The 15,633-nt window shown below is 57.7% G+C and carries 14 protein-coding genes; 4 read left to right on the forward strand and 10 right to left on the reverse strand.

The features are described 5' to 3' along the window. Positions 1 to 27: 27 nt before the first annotated feature. Together mnmC and AFK62_RS13615 are read left to right on the forward strand one after the other, a co-directional pair. A complete protein-coding gene (gene mnmC / locus AFK62_RS13610; protein WP_007665777.1) occupies positions 28 to 2,043 on the forward strand; it encodes a bifunctional tRNA (5-methylaminomethyl-2-thiouridine)(34)-methyltransferase MnmD/FAD-dependent 5-carboxymethylaminomethyl-2-thiouridine(34) oxidoreductase MnmC in 2,016 nt (671 codons plus the stop codon). Between the two features lie 228 nt (positions 2,044 to 2,271). Next, positions 2,272 to 3,768: a methyl-accepting chemotaxis protein gene (locus AFK62_RS13615; RefSeq protein WP_235509473.1), complete on the forward strand. Its 1,497-nt coding sequence runs from the start codon at positions 2,272 to 2,274 to the stop codon at positions 3,766 to 3,768. Between the two features lie 41 nt (positions 3,769 to 3,809). On the opposite strand, the gene AFK62_RS13620 is transcribed toward AFK62_RS13615, so the two are convergent. The 6 genes from AFK62_RS13620 to prmB form a co-directional block, all read right to left on the reverse strand. Beyond that, complete coding sequence (locus AFK62_RS13620) at positions 3,810 to 4,088, reverse strand: YfcL family protein (protein ID WP_007665783.1); 279 nt, start codon at positions 4,086 to 4,088, stop codon at positions 3,810 to 3,812. Between the two features lie 28 nt (positions 4,089 to 4,116). After that, positions 4,117 to 4,662 carry an elongation factor P hydroxylase gene (locus AFK62_RS13625; RefSeq protein WP_007665785.1) on the reverse strand — a complete coding sequence of 182 codons (546 nt, stop codon included), beginning with the start codon at positions 4,660 to 4,662 and terminating at the stop codon, positions 4,117 to 4,119. Then, the gene (locus tag AFK62_RS13630; RefSeq protein WP_007665788.1) at positions 4,662 to 5,459 is read right to left on the reverse strand and encodes a sulfite exporter TauE/SafE family protein; all 798 of its coding nucleotides are present in this window, start codon (positions 5,457 to 5,459) and stop codon (positions 4,662 to 4,664) included. The genes AFK62_RS13625 and AFK62_RS13630 overlap by 1 nt, the downstream gene beginning before the upstream one ends. 21 nt (positions 5,460 to 5,480) lie before the next feature. Next, positions 5,481 to 6,305 (reverse strand): penicillin-insensitive murein endopeptidase, encoded by an 825-nt coding sequence (gene mepA, locus AFK62_RS13635; RefSeq protein WP_007665791.1) that lies wholly within the window; start codon positions 6,303 to 6,305, stop codon positions 5,481 to 5,483. A 4-nt stretch (positions 6,306 to 6,309) separates the two neighbouring features. Further along, a complete protein-coding gene (aroC, locus tag AFK62_RS13640) occupies positions 6,310 to 7,395 on the reverse strand; it encodes a chorismate synthase (protein ID WP_007665793.1) in 1,086 nt (361 codons plus the stop codon). A gap of 66 nt (positions 7,396 to 7,461) precedes the next feature. Beyond that, complete coding sequence (gene prmB, locus AFK62_RS13645; protein WP_032984010.1) at positions 7,462 to 8,394, reverse strand: 50S ribosomal protein L3 N(5)-glutamine methyltransferase; 933 nt, start codon at positions 8,392 to 8,394, stop codon at positions 7,462 to 7,464. 161 nt (positions 8,395 to 8,555) lie between these two features. Here prmB and smrB point away from each other — a divergent pair, with 161 nt between their 5' ends. Next, positions 8,556 to 9,107 (forward strand): endonuclease SmrB, encoded by a 552-nt coding sequence (gene smrB, locus AFK62_RS13650; protein WP_032983996.1) that lies wholly within the window; start codon positions 8,556 to 8,558, stop codon positions 9,105 to 9,107. Between the two features lie 97 nt (positions 9,108 to 9,204). Here the strand turns inward: smrB and sixA are convergent, their stop codons facing one another. From sixA to AFK62_RS13670, 4 genes are all read right to left on the reverse strand, one after another. Next, positions 9,205 to 9,693 (reverse strand): phosphohistidine phosphatase SixA, encoded by a 489-nt coding sequence (gene sixA, locus AFK62_RS13655; protein ID WP_032984012.1) that lies wholly within the window; start codon positions 9,691 to 9,693, stop codon positions 9,205 to 9,207. A gap of 205 nt (positions 9,694 to 9,898) precedes the next feature. Then, the gene (gene fadJ / locus AFK62_RS13660; RefSeq protein ID WP_007665798.1) at positions 9,899 to 12,052 is read right to left on the reverse strand and encodes a fatty acid oxidation complex subunit alpha FadJ; all 2,154 of its coding nucleotides are present in this window, start codon (positions 12,050 to 12,052) and stop codon (positions 9,899 to 9,901) included. Further along, complete coding sequence (fadI, locus tag AFK62_RS13665; protein WP_007665800.1) at positions 12,052 to 13,362, reverse strand: acetyl-CoA C-acyltransferase FadI; 1,311 nt, start codon at positions 13,360 to 13,362, stop codon at positions 12,052 to 12,054. Before fadI ends, fadJ begins: the two co-directional genes overlap by 1 nt. 168 nt (positions 13,363 to 13,530) lie before the next feature. After that, positions 13,531 to 13,815 carry a YfcZ/YiiS family protein gene (locus tag AFK62_RS13670; RefSeq protein ID WP_007665802.1) on the reverse strand — a complete coding sequence of 95 codons (285 nt, stop codon included), beginning with the start codon at positions 13,813 to 13,815 and terminating at the stop codon, positions 13,531 to 13,533. Positions 13,816 to 14,173: 358 nt separating this feature from the next. On the opposite strand from AFK62_RS13670, the gene fadL reads away from it, so the two are divergent. Beyond that, on the forward strand, positions 14,174 to 15,535 hold the full coding sequence (fadL, locus tag AFK62_RS13675; RefSeq protein WP_053532119.1) for a long-chain fatty acid transporter FadL: 1,362 nt from the start codon (positions 14,174 to 14,176) through the stop codon (positions 15,533 to 15,535). Positions 15,536 to 15,633: the final 98 nt, after the last annotated feature.

Below are 15,633 nucleotides of genomic sequence, written 5' to 3' on the forward strand. Positions count from 1 at the left end.
CGACTGCCTGTCATTCGAGCAATTTACGTGAAACCTAACGCAATCCAGTCCGCCAGCCTGACGTTTAATAATGAGGGTACACCTGTTTCCCGAGATTTTGATGACGTTTATTTTTCAAATGATGATGGTCTGGAAGAGACCCGCTATGTCTTTCTGAACGGCAATCAGCTTCCTGAACGCTTTATGACACACCCGCGTGACAGCTTTGTGGTGGCCGAAAGCGGCTTTGGCACCGGGCTGAATTTTCTGACGCTCTGGCAAGCGTTTGAAGCATTTCACCAGGCGCACCCGCACGCCGCGTTGCAGCGTCTGCACTTCATTAGCTTTGAAAAATTCCCGCTGACGCTTGCCGATCTGCAAAGCGCGCACGCCCACTGGCCGGAACTCGCGCCCTTGGCGCAACAGCTGCAGGCGCAGTGGCCGCTGGCGCTACCGGGCTGTCAGCGGCTGCGGCTTGATGACGGGCGCGTGACGCTCGACTTGTGGCTTGGCGATATCAATGCACTGGTCGACACGCTGGACGACACGCATAACCGGCAAGTGGATGCGTGGTTTCTCGACGGTTTCGCGCCGTCAAAAAATCCCGAAATGTGGACGCCTGGCCTGTTCGCCGCCATGGCGCGTCTCGCCCGCCCCGGCGGCACGCTCGCAACGTTTACTTCCGCAGGGTTTGTGCGCCGCGGGTTGATGGAAGCCGGGTTCGATGTGGTGAAACGCAAAGGCTTTGGGCGCAAGCGCGAGATGCTGGTTGGCACGCTTGCCGCCGACACCGCCACGCCGCCTGCCCGCACGCCCTGGTATGCGCGCCGTGCGGCCCATGGCGAAAAGGACGCGGCTATCGTTGGCGGCGGTATCGCGAGCGCCCTGATGGCGCTGGCGCTGCAAACGCGCGGCTGGCAGGTTACGCTTTACTGTCAGGACGAGGCGCCCGCGCAGGGGGCCTCCGGCAACCGCCAGGGCGCGCTCTATCCTCTATTAAGCCATCACGACGCCGCGCTGGCCGCGTTTTTCCCTGCGGCGTTCACCTTCGCGCGCCGGCTCTATGACGCGCTGCCGGTAGATTTCGATAACGACTGGTGCGGCGTGACCCAGCTCGGCTGGGATGAAAAAAGCCAGACTAAAATCCGCCAGATGCTGGAGCTCGGTCTGCCTGAAACCCTGGCGCGCGGCGTTGACAGCGACGCCGTAGCGGCGCACTGCGGTGTCGAGACCGGCTGTGGGGGTATTGAATATCCGCTCGGCGGCTGGCTCTGTCCGGCACAGTTAACGGCAGGCGTGCTGGCGCTCGCCCAGTCGCGCGGTCTGCAAATACATTACGGGCATACGGTCAGCGCAATCCTGCCGGAAAACGGCGGCTGGCGGCTGGATTTTGCCCACGGCGCACAGGCACAACACGCGACGCTGGTACTGGCAAATGGCCATCAGATAAACCAGTTTACGCAGACTGAAACGCTGCCCGTCTACGCGGTAGGCGGCCAGGTGAGCCATATCCCGACCACGCCAGGCCTCGGCGCGTTGCGCCAGGTACTGTGCTACGACGGCTACCTCACGCCGCAAAATCCGGTTAACGGTATGCACTGCATCGGCGCCAGTTATCATCGCGGCATTAGCGACAGGCGTTATCGGGAAGCAGATCAGGAGCATAACCGCCAGCGGCTGATTGACTGCCTGCCGGAAGCTCGCTGGGCGCAGGAGGTGGACGTGAGCGCAGGCGACGCGCGCTGCGGCGTGCGCTGCGCCACGCGCGATCATCTTCCAATGGTCGGCAACGCGCCAGATTACGCCGCAACGCTTGCCGATTACGACGAACTCTCCCGCTATGCTGATACCCCTGAAACCGTCGAGCCCGCCCCGGTGCTGGAAAATCTTTTTGTGCTGGGCGCGCTCGGCTCGCGCGGGCTGTGTAGCGCGCCACTGGCGGCTGAGATCCTCGCCGCGCAGATGACCGGCGAGCCGCTGCCGCTTGATAGCGCCACGCTCGCGGCGCTCAATCCTAACCGTTTATGGGTGCGAAAATTATTGAAGGGTCGCCACGCCGGGTAAATGGATGCGGCGCGCCAGGGCGCGCTGCACTACCTGATATGCCCTTCTGATATTTCTAAAAAAACATTTCACAAAATTTTGATCCAGGTTAACAAAGCGCGCTGTAAAAAGCGTCGGCGGTGCCGTTAATACTCTTTACCGTCCCGGTAAATAAATGGCCCAATAAAAATGAATAACCTCAAATTTTCTCAAAAAATAATAATGAGCCTCTCCATTATTCTCGCATTGATGCTCGTAATGGGAGCTTTGTCACTTTATTTTCTCAGCAATAATAATAAGAGCGCGTCGTTTATTCTGACGGAGCGCTTTCCGGCCGTACGTTATACGCTTGAAATGCGTGGCGTTTTATCAGAGCTGCGTCTTCAGCAGGTGCAGATGATTGCTTCCCCGACCCTTGCCGAACGCGAAAAACATCAAAAGGAACTCCAGCAGGCGATCAATAATTTTCTCGATGCGCAAAATCATTACGTGCGGTTATATCAGGGCGATGCCCTGCCGCCGCTCGCCCTCAAAATCGTCGATAATTTTAAGGCATTTTCACAATCCAATAGTCAGGTGCTGGCGGCCCTGGCGCAGGAGGATATTGCGCTCGCCAGTAAAATCAGCGGTGATAACTCACGCCAGTATCGTACGGAGTTGATGGCCGATCTCGCGGCGCTGGAGAAAAATGAAATCGCGGCGGCGGATGCTGAGGCGAAAAACGCGGAGCAGGGGTATGTCTCCGCCACCTGGATACAGATCCTGCTCGGTATCGTGGCACTGGTGGCAAGCGGTGTGATTGCGATGATCCTCACCCGCAACCTGATGCGCCAGCTTGGCGGCGAACCCGCGAAAGCGCAGGCGATCGCCTTTACGATATCCCGCGGCGATCTCAGTAACCCCGTGACCTGGCGCGGTGATAACAACCTGCTGAGCTCGCTTGGCGTGATGCAAGACGAGCTACGTAAACTTATTGCCGCCATTCGTCATTCGGCAGATACCGTCCTGAACCATGCGGGTGAAATCGCCTCGGGCAACCGTGAGCTTTCCGCACGCACCGAACAGCAGTCTGCGGCGCTTATCGAAACAGCAGCGAGCATGGAGCAGATAACCTCCACGGTGAAAAATAACGCCGAAAACACGCATCAGGCACGGCTGATGGCGGGCAACGCCGCCTCCAGCGCCCAGCACGGCGGCGTAGTGATGAGCCAGGTATCGGGCACGATGCAGGCCATTTCTGCAAGCGCAGATAAAATGACGGAAATTATCGCACTTATTGAAGGTATCGCCTTTCAGACCAACATCCTCGCGCTCAACGCGGCGGTGGAAGCCGCCCGCGCCGGTGAACACGGCAAAGGGTTCGCGGTTGTCGCAGGCGAAGTGCGTAACCTCGCCCACCGCAGTTCAGAAGCGGCGAAAGATATCCGTCAGTTGATCGTTGGCACGACCGATAAGATGAGCGAAGGCGCGAATCTGGTGCGTATGGCGGAAACCTCAATGAGCGATATTATTGGCAACGCTACCCGCGTGCGCGATCTGCTGGATGAAGTCAATATGGCGACCCAGGAGCAGCAGCGCGGGATTGAGCAGATAAACCTGGCGATTGCAGAGCTGGATAAAGTTACGCAAAGCAACGCCTCAATGGTGGAAGAGCTGGCGGGGTCGGCAGATGTGATGTCGGATGAAGTGACGCGGCTGAATGCAGGAACGCGCGTGTTTCGTCTGGAGGCGTTACAGGCGCAGTAAGATAAGCACCTGCGCGCCGGGCGGCGCGCAGGTTCACAGGCTTAGTTCAGCTTCGCCTGCTGGAAGAGGTTATCCCACATGCCCAGCACCAGCGCCTGATCGCGCGGCGAGAGTTCGCCCGCGTGAATGGCGGTTTCAAGGCTATTGGTCACCATCGTATATACCGCCTGCTGCGAGTGGTCATCGCCATGCTCCAGCGCCGCCACGGCAAGCGTCAGGTGCCCGCGCAGATAACCGCTTGCGAAGAGTTCGTCATCGCTCGCGTGCTCTACCATCTCATCAATCAGCGCCAGAATGCGTGCTTCAAATTCGGCAATCATCGTTTTTCCTCTGTTAATAACATGGCGATTAGCACAAGTCTTCCGGCCATGGGAACTGTTGCGCCGCAAGGGGCGGCGTCTGGTAATAATCCTGTAACGCGGCGATAAAGCGCGCCGGACGCTCGGGAATGCCCTTCATCAGGTAGTGCATGACCTGCGCATGTACCCGCCGCTGAAATGCGATGCGATCCGGGTCGAAATCCCCGTTGAGGTTGTCGCAGCTGACGTTAAACGGGAACCCCGCCGCCACACAGAACAGCCACTCCAGCGCCTGAGGTTTGACTTCCACATCCTCAAACTTGCCCTGCGTTTCAGCATCGCGGCCATCCGGGCAGTACCAGTAACCGAAATCGACCAGCTCACGTCGCGCTTTTCCGGCGATGCACCAGTGCGAAATCTCATGCAGGGCGCTTGCGTAAAACCCGTGGGCAAACACGACACGGTGATAAGGCGCCTCGTTATCCGCAGGAAGATAGATCGGTTCGTCGTCGCCTTTAATCAGACGGGTATTAAAATCGCCGGCAAAGCAGCCGTCAAAAATCGTTATTAAATCCTGATAGTGGTGTTCACGCATTACGCCATCCCCAGCCAGTGGAGGATCTCTTGTCCGTGGCTGTCATATAACAATTTGGCGCTCATCACCGCCGAAACGATAACGATCATCGGGCGGATCAGGCGCTGTCCTTTACTTAATACTAAGCGCGAGCCTAAGCGTGCGCCGAGAAACTGTCCGGCCAGCATCACGAAACCGGTGCCCCAGATAACTTTGCCGCCAATGATAAACAGCAGCAGGCCGCCGACGTTTGAGGTGGCATTCAGCACTTTGGCGTGCGCCGTTGATTTCGCGAGGTTAAAGCCTGCCAGCGTGACAAATGCCAGCGCGTAAAAGGAGCCTGCGCCGGGGCCGAAAAAACCATCGTAAAACCCCACGCAGCCACCCGCCACCAGCGCAAACGGCAAGCCGTAAAGCCTGCGCTGGCGGTCTTCTTCGCCAAGGCGCGGCATCAGCAAAAAATAGAGGCCTATTGCTATCACCAGCACCGGCAAGATCTGGCGCAAAATATCGGACTGCACATGCTGGACCAGCAGCGCGCCGCTGGTCGAGCCGATGAACGTCATCAGTATATTGAGTTTCTGATCGCGAAGGCTGACCACGCCGCGACGGATAAAATAGAGCGAGGCGGAAAGCGAGCCGCCGCATGCCTGAAGTTTATTGGTTGCCAGAGCCTGCGCGGGCGACATCCCTGCCGCCAGCAAAGCTGGCACCGTCAGCAGCCCGCCGCCGCCCGCCAGAGCATCAATAAAGCCTGCGAGCATCGCGACAAAAAAGAGCGCTGTCAGTAACAGCGGCGAAACCATAAACCAGTCCATCACGGCCATCCTTAGTCGGTGTTAAAGAGCGTGTTCGTCCAGCAATGCCTGGCAGGACGGCGGCGGTGGCGGCGGCGTTTTCTTCTCTGCCTTGCCGCTGCCAGGTGCTGCTGGCTTAAACCAGCTTTGCAGCTCTTCGCCGCAGCCGTCGCCCGGCGGCGGCGGGTCTTGCTCCACACACTCAAGGCTGTCCGGCGGGCAGCGCAGACGCACATGCATATGCGCACGATGCTGGAACCACGGGCGCACTTTGCGCAGCCAGTCGCGGTCTGGCCCGGCATCCTGGCAAAGCTGCTGTTTGATGGCCGGGTTGACAAAGATGCGCGTCACCTGGTCGTCCAGCGCCGCAAGCTTAATCAGCCCGCCAATTTCCGGTTTCCAGAGGGAGGGCACGACCGATTTGCCATCGGCTGAGACCAGATCCAGCGCCTGTGGACGACGCAACTGCGCCGCGCTCCAGCGCTGTTTCGGCAATTGCAGGAAGATATCGACATCAAGCCCGGTCTGGTGGCTCGCGTGACCGCCGTTAAAGCGTCCACCGGCAGGCATCCCCATGTCGCCAACCAGCACAGTGCCGAGCTGCAATTCATGCACCTGGTTGCTCAGACGTTCGATAAACCGCACCAGATCCGGATGGCCGAAGTAGCGGCGCTGGTCGGTGCGCATTATCTGATAGTGTTCAGATTCTATCGGCAGCGGCTCAGCGCCGACGATGCAACCATTAGAAAATGTGCCGATCGACTGGGCGGTGCCCGGGATCGGTTGGGTGATTTTCTGCCACGGCGTGGCGGCGCTTGCCGCGCTGCAAGCGAGCAGCGCCAGCAAGGCAAAACAGAGTTTTTTCATGTCGTTACCAGCGAGGGAGCGTGGTGGTGACGTCCGCGTTCTGGGCGCGGTGACGCAGCAGGTGATCCATCAGCACGATCGCAAGCATCGCCTCGGCGATCGGCACCGCGCGAATGCCCACGCACGGATCGTGACGCCCGCGGGTGATCATTTCCACTTCATCACCGAAGCGGTTCACGGTGCGGCCCGGTACCGTGATGCTGGACGTCGGTTTCAGTGCGATATTCGCGACAATTTGCTGGCCGCTGCTGATGCCGCCGAGAATGCCGCCAGCGTGGTTGCTCTGAAAACCTTCTTTGGTCAGTTCGTCCCGGTTCTGGCTGCCTTTAAGGGCAATCACGCCAAAACCGTCGCCTATCTCAACGCCTTTGACGGCGTTAATGCTCATCAGCGCATGCGCGATATCCGCATCCAGCCTGTCGAAAACCGGCTCGCCGAGGCCCGGCGGCACGTTATCGGCAACAACAGTGACACGCGCGCCAATGGAGTCGCCCTCTTTTTTCAGCGCGCGCATCAGTTCGTCGAGCGCCTCAAGCTTATCGGCATCCGGCGAGAAGAACGGGTTCTGCTCAACCTGCGCCCAGTCTTTAATCTCAAGCGGGATATCGCCCATTTGAGTCAGGCAGGCGCGGATCACAATGCCGAATTTCTGCGCCAGATATTTTTTCGCGATAGCACCCGCCGCCACGCGCATCGCGGTTTCACGGGCAGAAGAACGTCCACCCCCGCGATAATCGCGCAGACCATATTTCTGTTCATAGGTGTAGTCGGCATGTCCCGGACGAAACACATCTTTAATCGCGCTGTAATCCTGGGAGCGCTGATCGGTGTTTTCAATCAGCAGGCCAATGCTGGTACCGGTCGTCACGCCTTCAAACACGCCAGACAGGATTTTGACCTGATCCGGCTCGCGGCGTTGCGTGGTGTAACGGGAAGTCCCAGGGCGACGGCGGTCGAGATCGTGCTGCAGGTCAGCTTCGCTCAGCGCAATGCCTGGCGGCACGCCGTCAATGATGCAGCCGAGCGCCAGACCATGCGACTCGCCGAAAGTAGTGACGCGAAAGAGTTGTCCAAGAGTGTTGCCTGCCATCACGGCTCCGTTGTCGTGTCGTTGTGGTGTTTTGTCATTATTCAGCGGGCAGTGCGCCCGCCTGTTTTAATCTTTGTAGATGCTGAAGTGTTCGCGGGCGCTGATGAGCTGCGTTTTGGTCAGCATAAAGACGCCGTCACCACCGTTGTCAAACTCAAGCCAGGTGAACGGCACGTCCGGGTACTGCTCCATCAGATGTACCATGCTGTTACCGACTTCACAAATCAGAATACCATTGTCGGTCAGGTAGTCCGGCGAGCAGGCAAGAATGCGGCGCGCGAGCTTCAGCCCGTCGCTGCCCGCCGCGAGGCCGAGCTCGGGTTCGTGGCGATATTCGTTCGGCAGGTCGGACATATCTTCTTCATCCACATACGGCGGATTGGTGACGATAATGTCGTACTGTACTTTAGGGAGATCGCGGAAGAGATCGGAGCGGATCGGCGTGACGTGATGGATAAGCCCGTGTTCTTCAATGTTGTGCTCGGTGACGGCCAGCGCATCGCCGGAGATATCAACCGCGTCCACTTCCGCGTTCGGGAACGCGTACGCGCAGGCAATGGCGATACAGCCGCTGCCGGTGCACATATCAAGAATATGCTGCGGTTCATGATCGATAAGCCCCGAGAAGCGGTTATTGATTAACTCGCCAATCGGCGAACGCGGGACCAGCACGCGCTCATCGACATAAAATTCGTGGCCGCAGAACCAGGCCTTATTGGTCAGGTACGCCACCGGAATGCGCTCGTTCACGCGGCGGATGACCCGCTCGACGATGCGGTGACGTTCGCTGGAGGTCAGGCGCGCGGTGCGCATGTCTTCCGGAATGTCCAGCGGCAGGTAGAGTGACGGCAGCACGAGTTGCACCGCTTCATCCCAGGGGTTGTCCGTGCCGTGACCATACCAGATGCCCGCCGCGCTAAAACGGCTCACCGCCCAACGCAACATATCCTGAATGGTATGCAGTTCACTGACTGCCTCATCGACGAAAATTTTATCCACACTGCCCTCCGCATGACGCTCCGCGTTAAATTCGGCGGCTAGTTTGCCATGAAGGCGGGGATAAATCAGCAACCGGCGCGTCATCCCCGCAAAATGGCTTTTGTTTGGCGACGCGCCAAACTCGGGTAAACTGCCTGCGCAAAGATGAAGAAGAGAAAGAGATGAAAAAGAAGCCATCGCTGAGTGAGGAAGAAAAGTCGCTGTTTCGCATGCTAATGAACGGCACGCGCGAGCTGAAACAGGACACAATCGTGCATCGACCGGCGCGCAAAAAGCTAAGCGAAGTGCCGCCCAAACGCCTGCTGCAGGAACAGGTCGACGCCAGCCATTACTTTTCCGATGAGTTCCAGCCGCTTCTTAACAGCGACGGGCCGATGCGCTATGTCCGTCCTGGCGTGGATCACTTCGAAGTGAAAAAACTGCGCCGCGGCGACTATTCGCCCGAACTGTTTCTCGACTTACATGGCTTAACGCAGATGCAGGCAAAACAGGAACTGGGCGCGCTCATTGCCGCCTGCCGCCGCGAGCATGTGTTTTGCGCCTGCGTGATGCACGGCCATGGCAAACATATCCTTAAACAACAGACCCCGCTCTGGCTGGCGCAGCATCCGCACGTGATGGCCTTTCATCAGGCACCGAAGGAATATGGCGGCGACGCAGCCCTGCTGGTACTGATTGAAGTAGAAGAGTGGCAACCGCCGCAGTTGCCTTAACGGCCAGAGCCGTGCGCCGGATGTCCATCTAACGCTTCTGAGCGCATAAAACAAAAAGAGCCGCAATCGCGGCTCTTTTTTCATGCTGAGGATGACATTAGATAGCTTTTGCCATTTTCAGATTGCAGGGGCTCATCTGCCAGTTAAAGACGCCCTTGTCGTTATCGCCTTCAACAGTCACGCAGGCGATGGCAGAGGTGGAGAACATCGGCGGCGTTTCGCCAGGGCACAGTTCCGCGACCAGATAACCAACCAGCGGAAGGTGGGAGATAACCATAACTGCGTTAACACCCTCACGAGCCAGAACGTGGAGGTAATCACTCACCAGACCCACATCGCCACAGGGCGTAAGCTCCGGCAGCACTTCTGTTTTGACAGGCAGGCTCATGGCCTCTTTCACGACGTCCAGTGTCTGTTCGGCTCGCAGGAAAGGGCTCACCAGAACACGTTCGATATCCACCTTTTGACCTTTTAACCAGGTCGCCATTTGACGGGATTCGTCACAACCACATACGGTCAGAGGACGAACCGAATCACTGGCGGCATCGAGTGCTGCGTCGCCGTGACGCATGATAAAAACTTGCATATTGCACCGCTTTTGTTGACCAGAAGCGCCAGTGAGAACCCCAAAAAGCACCGCGCTTTTTAAGGGTATCGCCTGGCGGTCGGGCATTGTGCCTGATCCGTACTTCGAATGAAACGCTGTTTTTTACCTTATTGACGTAAGTATAGTCAATCAGTGTTTACAAATTAACCAGCGCTGCGTTTTTGAAGCGAGGACCTACGCCTAATCAGACCACCACTTCGGCCTGCGGGTTCCCCGAAAGCCAGAAAGTTTGCTCAGCCTGCGCCATGCGCAACAGCCTGTCGCACGGGGTAAAACGTTCTCCGTAACGGGTGGAAAGACGCGTGAGCGCTGCCACCACCTGCGCGGCACCGAGCGTATCCATATACCGGAATGGCCCCCCCAGAAACGGCGGGAAACCGATGCCAAACACGGCCCCGATATCGCCATCGCGTGCAGAGCGAACCACGCCTTCATCCAGACAACGCGCCGCCTCGTTAAGCATCATCATGACGCAGCGCTCGGCAATCTCATCGCCGCTCAGCTTACCGCCCGGTTTTACGCCAATAAGCCCGTAAACCGCAGGGTCAACCTGTTTTTTGCTTTTACGCCCTTTCGCTGGATAAAGATAGAAACCGCGACCATTTTTTCTGCCTTTGCGATCGTCGTTCAAAATTGCTGCAACGGCTTCATCGGGCGCGCTGAATCGCGGCCCGTAAGCGCGCTCCAGCACAGGCATAATTTTGGTGCCAACATCAATGCCGACTTCATCCAGCAACTGGATAGGGCCGACCGGGAATCCCCTTTTCACCAGCGCCTCGTCGATTTTCTCAATGCTCTCCCCTTCCATCAGGCAACGCATCGCCTCATTAATGTAGGGTGCCAGAATCCGGTTGACGTAAAACCCGGCGCAGTCAGCCACCACAATCGGCGTTTTACCCTGTTTTTTAGCTAACTGCACGGTCGTGGCAATGGTTTCCGGGCTGGTGCCCGCATGAGGAATCACTTCCACCAACGGCATTTTATCGACCGGGCTAAAATAGTGCAGTCCGATGACCTGTTCAGGCCGCGCGGCGCCAGCCGCGATATCACCGATAGGCAACGATGAGGTATTTGAGGCGAAAATGGTGTGTGGCGCGGTATGCGCTTCAATTTCCGCGACCATATTTTGCTTGAGCGTTAACTCTTCGAAAACGGCTTCCACCACAATATCGCGGTGGCGGAAACCACGGTAATCGGTACTGGCGGAAATCAGCGCCATCTGCGCGTCGCGCTCACTGGGGCGCAGATGGCGGCGCCGGACTTTTTTCTCCAGCAGATCCCAGCTGTATTTGAGAGCATGGTTTATGCCCTTTTCGCTGATGTCCTTAATGCGTACCGGCAGCCTGGCTTTGGTGGCGGTAACATACGCGATGCCGCCGCCCATCAGCCCGCCGCCCAGTATACCAACCGAATGGAGCGCACGCGGCGCGACGCCGCTGCCGGTTTCCTTTTTCAGTTCAGTTGTTGCGAAAAAGAGGCCCCGCAACGCGGCCGACTCCGGCGTCATCGCCAGCTCGCCAAAGGCCCTGGCCTCTGCCTGATAGCCGCTGGCGCTGCCCTGTTCAAGGCCCGTGCGCACCACGTCAATAATGCGCTGCGCCGCCGGGTAGTTGCCGTGCGTTTTCTCATGCGTCTTCTTCGCCACCATGCGAAACAACAGCGTACGGCCAAGCGGCCCTGCAAGCACCCGCTCGCGTAAGGGCAAACGGCGCGCGCCCGGACGGCGTGTTTTAGCAAGCGCGATCGCCGCATCCAGCAAAATAGCAGGCGGCACAACGTCATCCACCAGCCCCGCTTTGCGGGCCTGGCGCGGACGCAACTGTTTACCCGCGAGGATCATCTCAAGCGCGGTGCTCACGCCCACCAGACGTGGCAGCCGCTGCGTACCGCCTGAGCCTGGCAACAGCCCCAGTTGTACTTCCGGCAGGCCAAGCTGGGTTTTCGGATCGTCGGTACAAACGCGGCTGTGACAGGCGAGCGCCAGTTCAAGCCCCCCGCCAAGACAGGCACCATGAATGGCTGCGACCACATGCACCGGCAGCGCGCGGATCTCTGCCATGATCTGCTGCCCCTGGCTTGCCAGCGCTTCCGCTTCCTGCGCGTTCTGGCAGCCGGCAATCATGTTGATATCGGCGCCCGCGATAAAGTTATCGGGTTTCGCGGAAATAAACACCACGCCCGCCAGTTCGCGGTTATCGCGCAATTGTTTGACGATAGCGCGCACCTCGCGGGCAAACGCAGCTTTCAGCGTGTTCATCTTCTCGCCCGGCACGTCGATGGTGACGACCGCCACGTTGTCCGGGCGCATCTGTAAAGTGAATGCGGATGTCGATTCCATTATTCGGCCTCCAGTACCATTGCCGCCCCGAGCCCGCCTGCCGCACAGGCGGTGACGAGTCCAAAACCACCGCCACGGCGGCGCAGTTCATTGAGCGTCTGGGTAATCATTCGCGCGCCGGTGGCAGCGAAAGGATGCCCGTAGGCGATAGAGCCGCCGAGCACGTTGAATTTGCTTTCTTCTACTTCGCCGGTCGCCTGGTTGCGGCCCAGCACCTCACGGGCGAAACGGTCGCTTGCCAGCAGCTTCAGGTTAGTCAGCGTTTGCGATGCGAAGGCTTCATGCATATCAAATAGCGTCAGGTCAGCCATCGAAAGCCCGGCGCGTTCCAGCGCGAGCGGCGTCGACCAGGCCGGGCCAAGCAGCATATCCTGCCAGACATCAATGGCGGTAAACGCGTAGCTGCGCAGGTAGCCGAGCGGCGTCAGGCCAAGCTCCCGGGCGCGGGATTCGGTCATCAGAATAACCGCTGCCGCGCCATCGGTCAGTGGCGTGCTGTTCGCGGCGGTGACAGTACCGTGTTTGCGATCAAACGCGGGGCGCAGTTTGGCGTAGTCGGCAAGCGTTGAGGTTTTACGGATGTTGTTATCTTCGCTAAGCGGGTCGCGATAGGGAGGCGTATAAGCCGTCATTACTTCGTCACGCAACTTGCCTTCGGCCCAGGCCTGAGCCGCCAGCTGATGCGAGCGGTGCGCCAGCGCGTCCTGTTCTTCGCGGGTGATCCCGTGCGTTTTGGCCATCTGTTCGGCGGTATCGCCCATGCGAAGCCCCGTGGAATATTCCGCTACCGCGGGCGGCATCGGCAGCAGGTCGCGTAGCCGCAATCGTGAGAAGAGCTTCAGCCGCTGCCCGGCTGTACGGGCTTTGTTGGCGTCTACCAGCGTACGCGCCAGTTTTTTACTGACGCCTATCGGCAGCACAGAGGAGGAGTCGGCGCCGCCGGCAATCCCGGCGCGAATGGTGCCTGCCATCAGGCTTTCCGCGACGTTCGCCACCGCCTGAAAACTGGTGGCGCAGGCGCGGCTGACGCTGTAGGCGTCGGTGCGAACGCTCATGCCGGTGCCGAGCACGATTTCACGCGCGATGTTGGGTGCCTCTGGCATCTGCACCACCTGGCCGAAAACCAGTTGTTCGATCACATCAGGAGGAATTTCGCTGCGGGCCAGCAGTTCGCCGACCACCATTTTACCGAGATCGACCGCCGGAACGCCGTGGTACGCCGTCGCCTGACGGGCGAAAGGGGTGCGCAACCCACTGACAATGGCAATACGATCCCCCTGCCGGGTGACAAGCGGTAGTGCCTGGCTCATAACTTTCCCCTGTAAAAGGCTAAAAAATGTATTAAGTGGTCTGACCTGATAACAGTCTTAACCAAAAATTTACATTCAGCCAATCACATAAAGGAAAAAGTGCGAAGCAAAACACGAATTACGTAACAAGAAATGCGCCCCGGTAAAACCGGGGCGAGAAAGGCAGGATTAACGCAGACCTAGCTGGAAAATCACAGTTTCCGCCTGACAGGCGAAAACAAAATCGATATCCAGACGCACGCCGTCAGCCTCATCCGTAAAACGCGGGGTAATCTGGCACGGCTCTGATTCCACTTCACGCGCTTTGGCAGTCAGCGCCGCCAGCGTTTCTTCGGCATCCGCGCGGTTGTCGAACACGCGGCTGTAGGATGCGACACAGTCGGTATTATCGATAATGGTGCCGACATCAATACAGCAGCAAACCGGGGTTTCATCAGCACTGCATTTGGTCATGGTGATTTCCTCTGTATTAGCTAAAAAGGGATACGGTTATTTTACGCCCCACCCGGCAGCCTCTCTACCTGTTCTTCCGGATTGCGTGCTTAAGTGACCGAAATCACACTTAAAAATGATCTAACGCAATAATCACCAGATTTACGAAACTGTACACCCCAGAATTTTGCTAAACGGATCGCGTTTCTTAGATCACATTTGAAAAAACTTATAAACATACTTGCAACATCTCTGCTGGTCGGACCTATACTCTCGCCACTGGTCTGATTTCCATGCCGTACCTCAGACCCTACACTCCGCGCTCCTGTTACGTCACGTAACACTATTTGAATAAAAATAAATGGATGAGGTTATGGTCATGAGCCAGAAAACCCTGTTTACCAAATCTGCTTTAGCAGTCGCAGTGGCAATCGTCTCTTCTCAGGCCTGGTCTGCAGGTTTCCAGTTAAACGAATTTTCTTCCTCTGGTCTGGGCCGCGCCTACTCCGGGGAAGGCGCTATTGCTGATGACGCTGGCAACGTCAGCCGCAACCCGGCGCTCATTACCATGTTTGACCGTCCGACCTTCTCCGGCGGGGCGATTTTCGTCGACCCGGATGTAAATGTGTCCGGCCGTTCCCGTACGGGCAACAGCCTGAACGCCGATAACATCGCACCGACGGCGTGGGTGCCGAACCTGCACTTTGTGGCGCCGATTAACGAGCAGTTTGGCTGGGGCGCTTCCGTCACTTCCAATTATGGCCTCGCGACCGAGTATAACGATGGTTATGCGGCAGGCTCTGTGGGCGGTAAAACTGACCTCGAAACGCTGAACCTGAACCTCAGCGGCGCGTATCGTCTCGATAATCACTGGAGCTTCGGTCTGGGCTTCGATGCGGTTTATGCACGTGCGAAAATCGAACGTAACGCAGGCGATCTGCCTCAAATTATTGCAGCTGGTTTACCTGCTCTTGTGCAGTCGGGTAAGGTCGATCCTGCTACCGCAGGGCAGATTGCCGCAGCGGCTGGTGGCATCAATAGTAATACCCAGATTGCGCATCTGAAAGGCGACGAGTGGGGCTTTGGCTGGAACGCAGGCATCCTGTACGAACTGGACAAAAACAACCGCTATGCACTGACTTATCGCTCTGAAGTTAAAATCGACTTTGATGGCGACTATAAGAGCAGCCTGCCGGCCGCTATCAACCCGATCAACGCTTCACTGGGTCTGGGCCTGCCATACGGCACCGGCGGCAGCACGACGGGCGGCTCTCTGACTCTGAACCTGCCTGAAATGTGGGAAGTCTCCGGCTATAACCGTATCGCGCCGCAGTGGGCCGTGCACTATAGCCTGACCTACACCAGCTGGAGCCAGTTCCAGGAGCTGAAAGCGACCAACAGCAACGGCGACACCCTGTTCAAGAAAGAAGAGAAATATAAAGACGCATACCGCATCGCGCTCGGCACCACCTATTATATGGACGACAACTGGACCTTCCGTACCGGTATCGCCTTTGATGACAGCCCGGTGCCTGCGCAACAGCGCTCTATCTCCATTCCTGACCAGGACCGTCTCTGGTTGAGCGCCGGTACAACTTACGCCTTCAATGAAGACGCTTCTGTGGATGCCGGCGTGTCTTACATGCATGGCCAGCACGTGGAGTTCACCGAAGGCCCGTACACCTTCAAATCTGAAGGTAAAGCCTGGCTGTATGGCGTGAACTTTAACTATCGTTTCTGATAGCCATCACACGACAAAGGCGAGCTGCGGCTCGCCTTTTTTATTACCAGTGTGATTTGCGCTTTAAATAAAAAGGCGAACCGTTTGGCTCGCCTTTT

Origin of the sequence: Cronobacter condimenti 1330 (assembly GCF_001277255.1) — a bacterium.
In the GTDB taxonomy this organism is placed as follows: domain Bacteria; phylum Pseudomonadota; class Gammaproteobacteria; order Enterobacterales; family Enterobacteriaceae; genus Cronobacter; species Cronobacter condimenti.

Excerpts from the sequence above, each read along its gene's own strand:
- AFK62_RS13615 (WP_235509473.1), top strand. The coding sequence starts at position 2,272 with ATGCTCGTAATGGGAGCTTTGTCACTTTATTTTCTCAGCAATAATAAT.
- AFK62_RS13620 (WP_007665783.1), bottom strand. The coding sequence starts at position 4,088 with ATGATTGCCGAATTTGAAGCACGCATTCTGGCGCTGATTGATGAGATG.
- AFK62_RS13625 (WP_007665785.1), bottom strand. The coding sequence starts at position 4,662 with ATGCGTGAACACCACTATCAGGATTTAATAACGATTTTTGACGGCTGC.
- AFK62_RS13630 (WP_007665788.1), bottom strand. The coding sequence starts at position 5,459 with ATGGACTGGTTTATGGTTTCGCCGCTGTTACTGACAGCGCTCTTTTTT.
- mepA (WP_007665791.1), bottom strand. The coding sequence starts at position 6,305 with ATGAAAAAACTCTGTTTTGCCTTGCTGGCGCTGCTCGCTTGCAGCGCG.
- aroC (WP_007665793.1), bottom strand. The coding sequence starts at position 7,395 with ATGGCAGGCAACACTCTTGGACAACTCTTTCGCGTCACTACTTTCGGC.
- smrB (WP_032983996.1), top strand. The coding sequence starts at position 8,556 with ATGAAAAAGAAGCCATCGCTGAGTGAGGAAGAAAAGTCGCTGTTTCGC.
- sixA (WP_032984012.1), bottom strand. The coding sequence starts at position 9,693 with ATGCAAGTTTTTATCATGCGTCACGGCGACGCAGCACTCGATGCCGCC.
- fadJ (WP_007665798.1), bottom strand. The coding sequence starts at position 12,052 with ATGGAATCGACATCCGCATTCACTTTACAGATGCGCCCGGACAACGTG.
- fadI (WP_007665800.1), bottom strand. The coding sequence starts at position 13,362 with ATGAGCCAGGCACTACCGCTTGTCACCCGGCAGGGGGATCGTATTGCC.
- AFK62_RS13670 (WP_007665802.1), bottom strand. The coding sequence starts at position 13,815 with ATGACCAAATGCAGTGCTGATGAAACCCCGGTTTGCTGCTGTATTGAT.
- fadL (WP_053532119.1), top strand. The coding sequence starts at position 14,174 with ATGAGCCAGAAAACCCTGTTTACCAAATCTGCTTTAGCAGTCGCAGTG.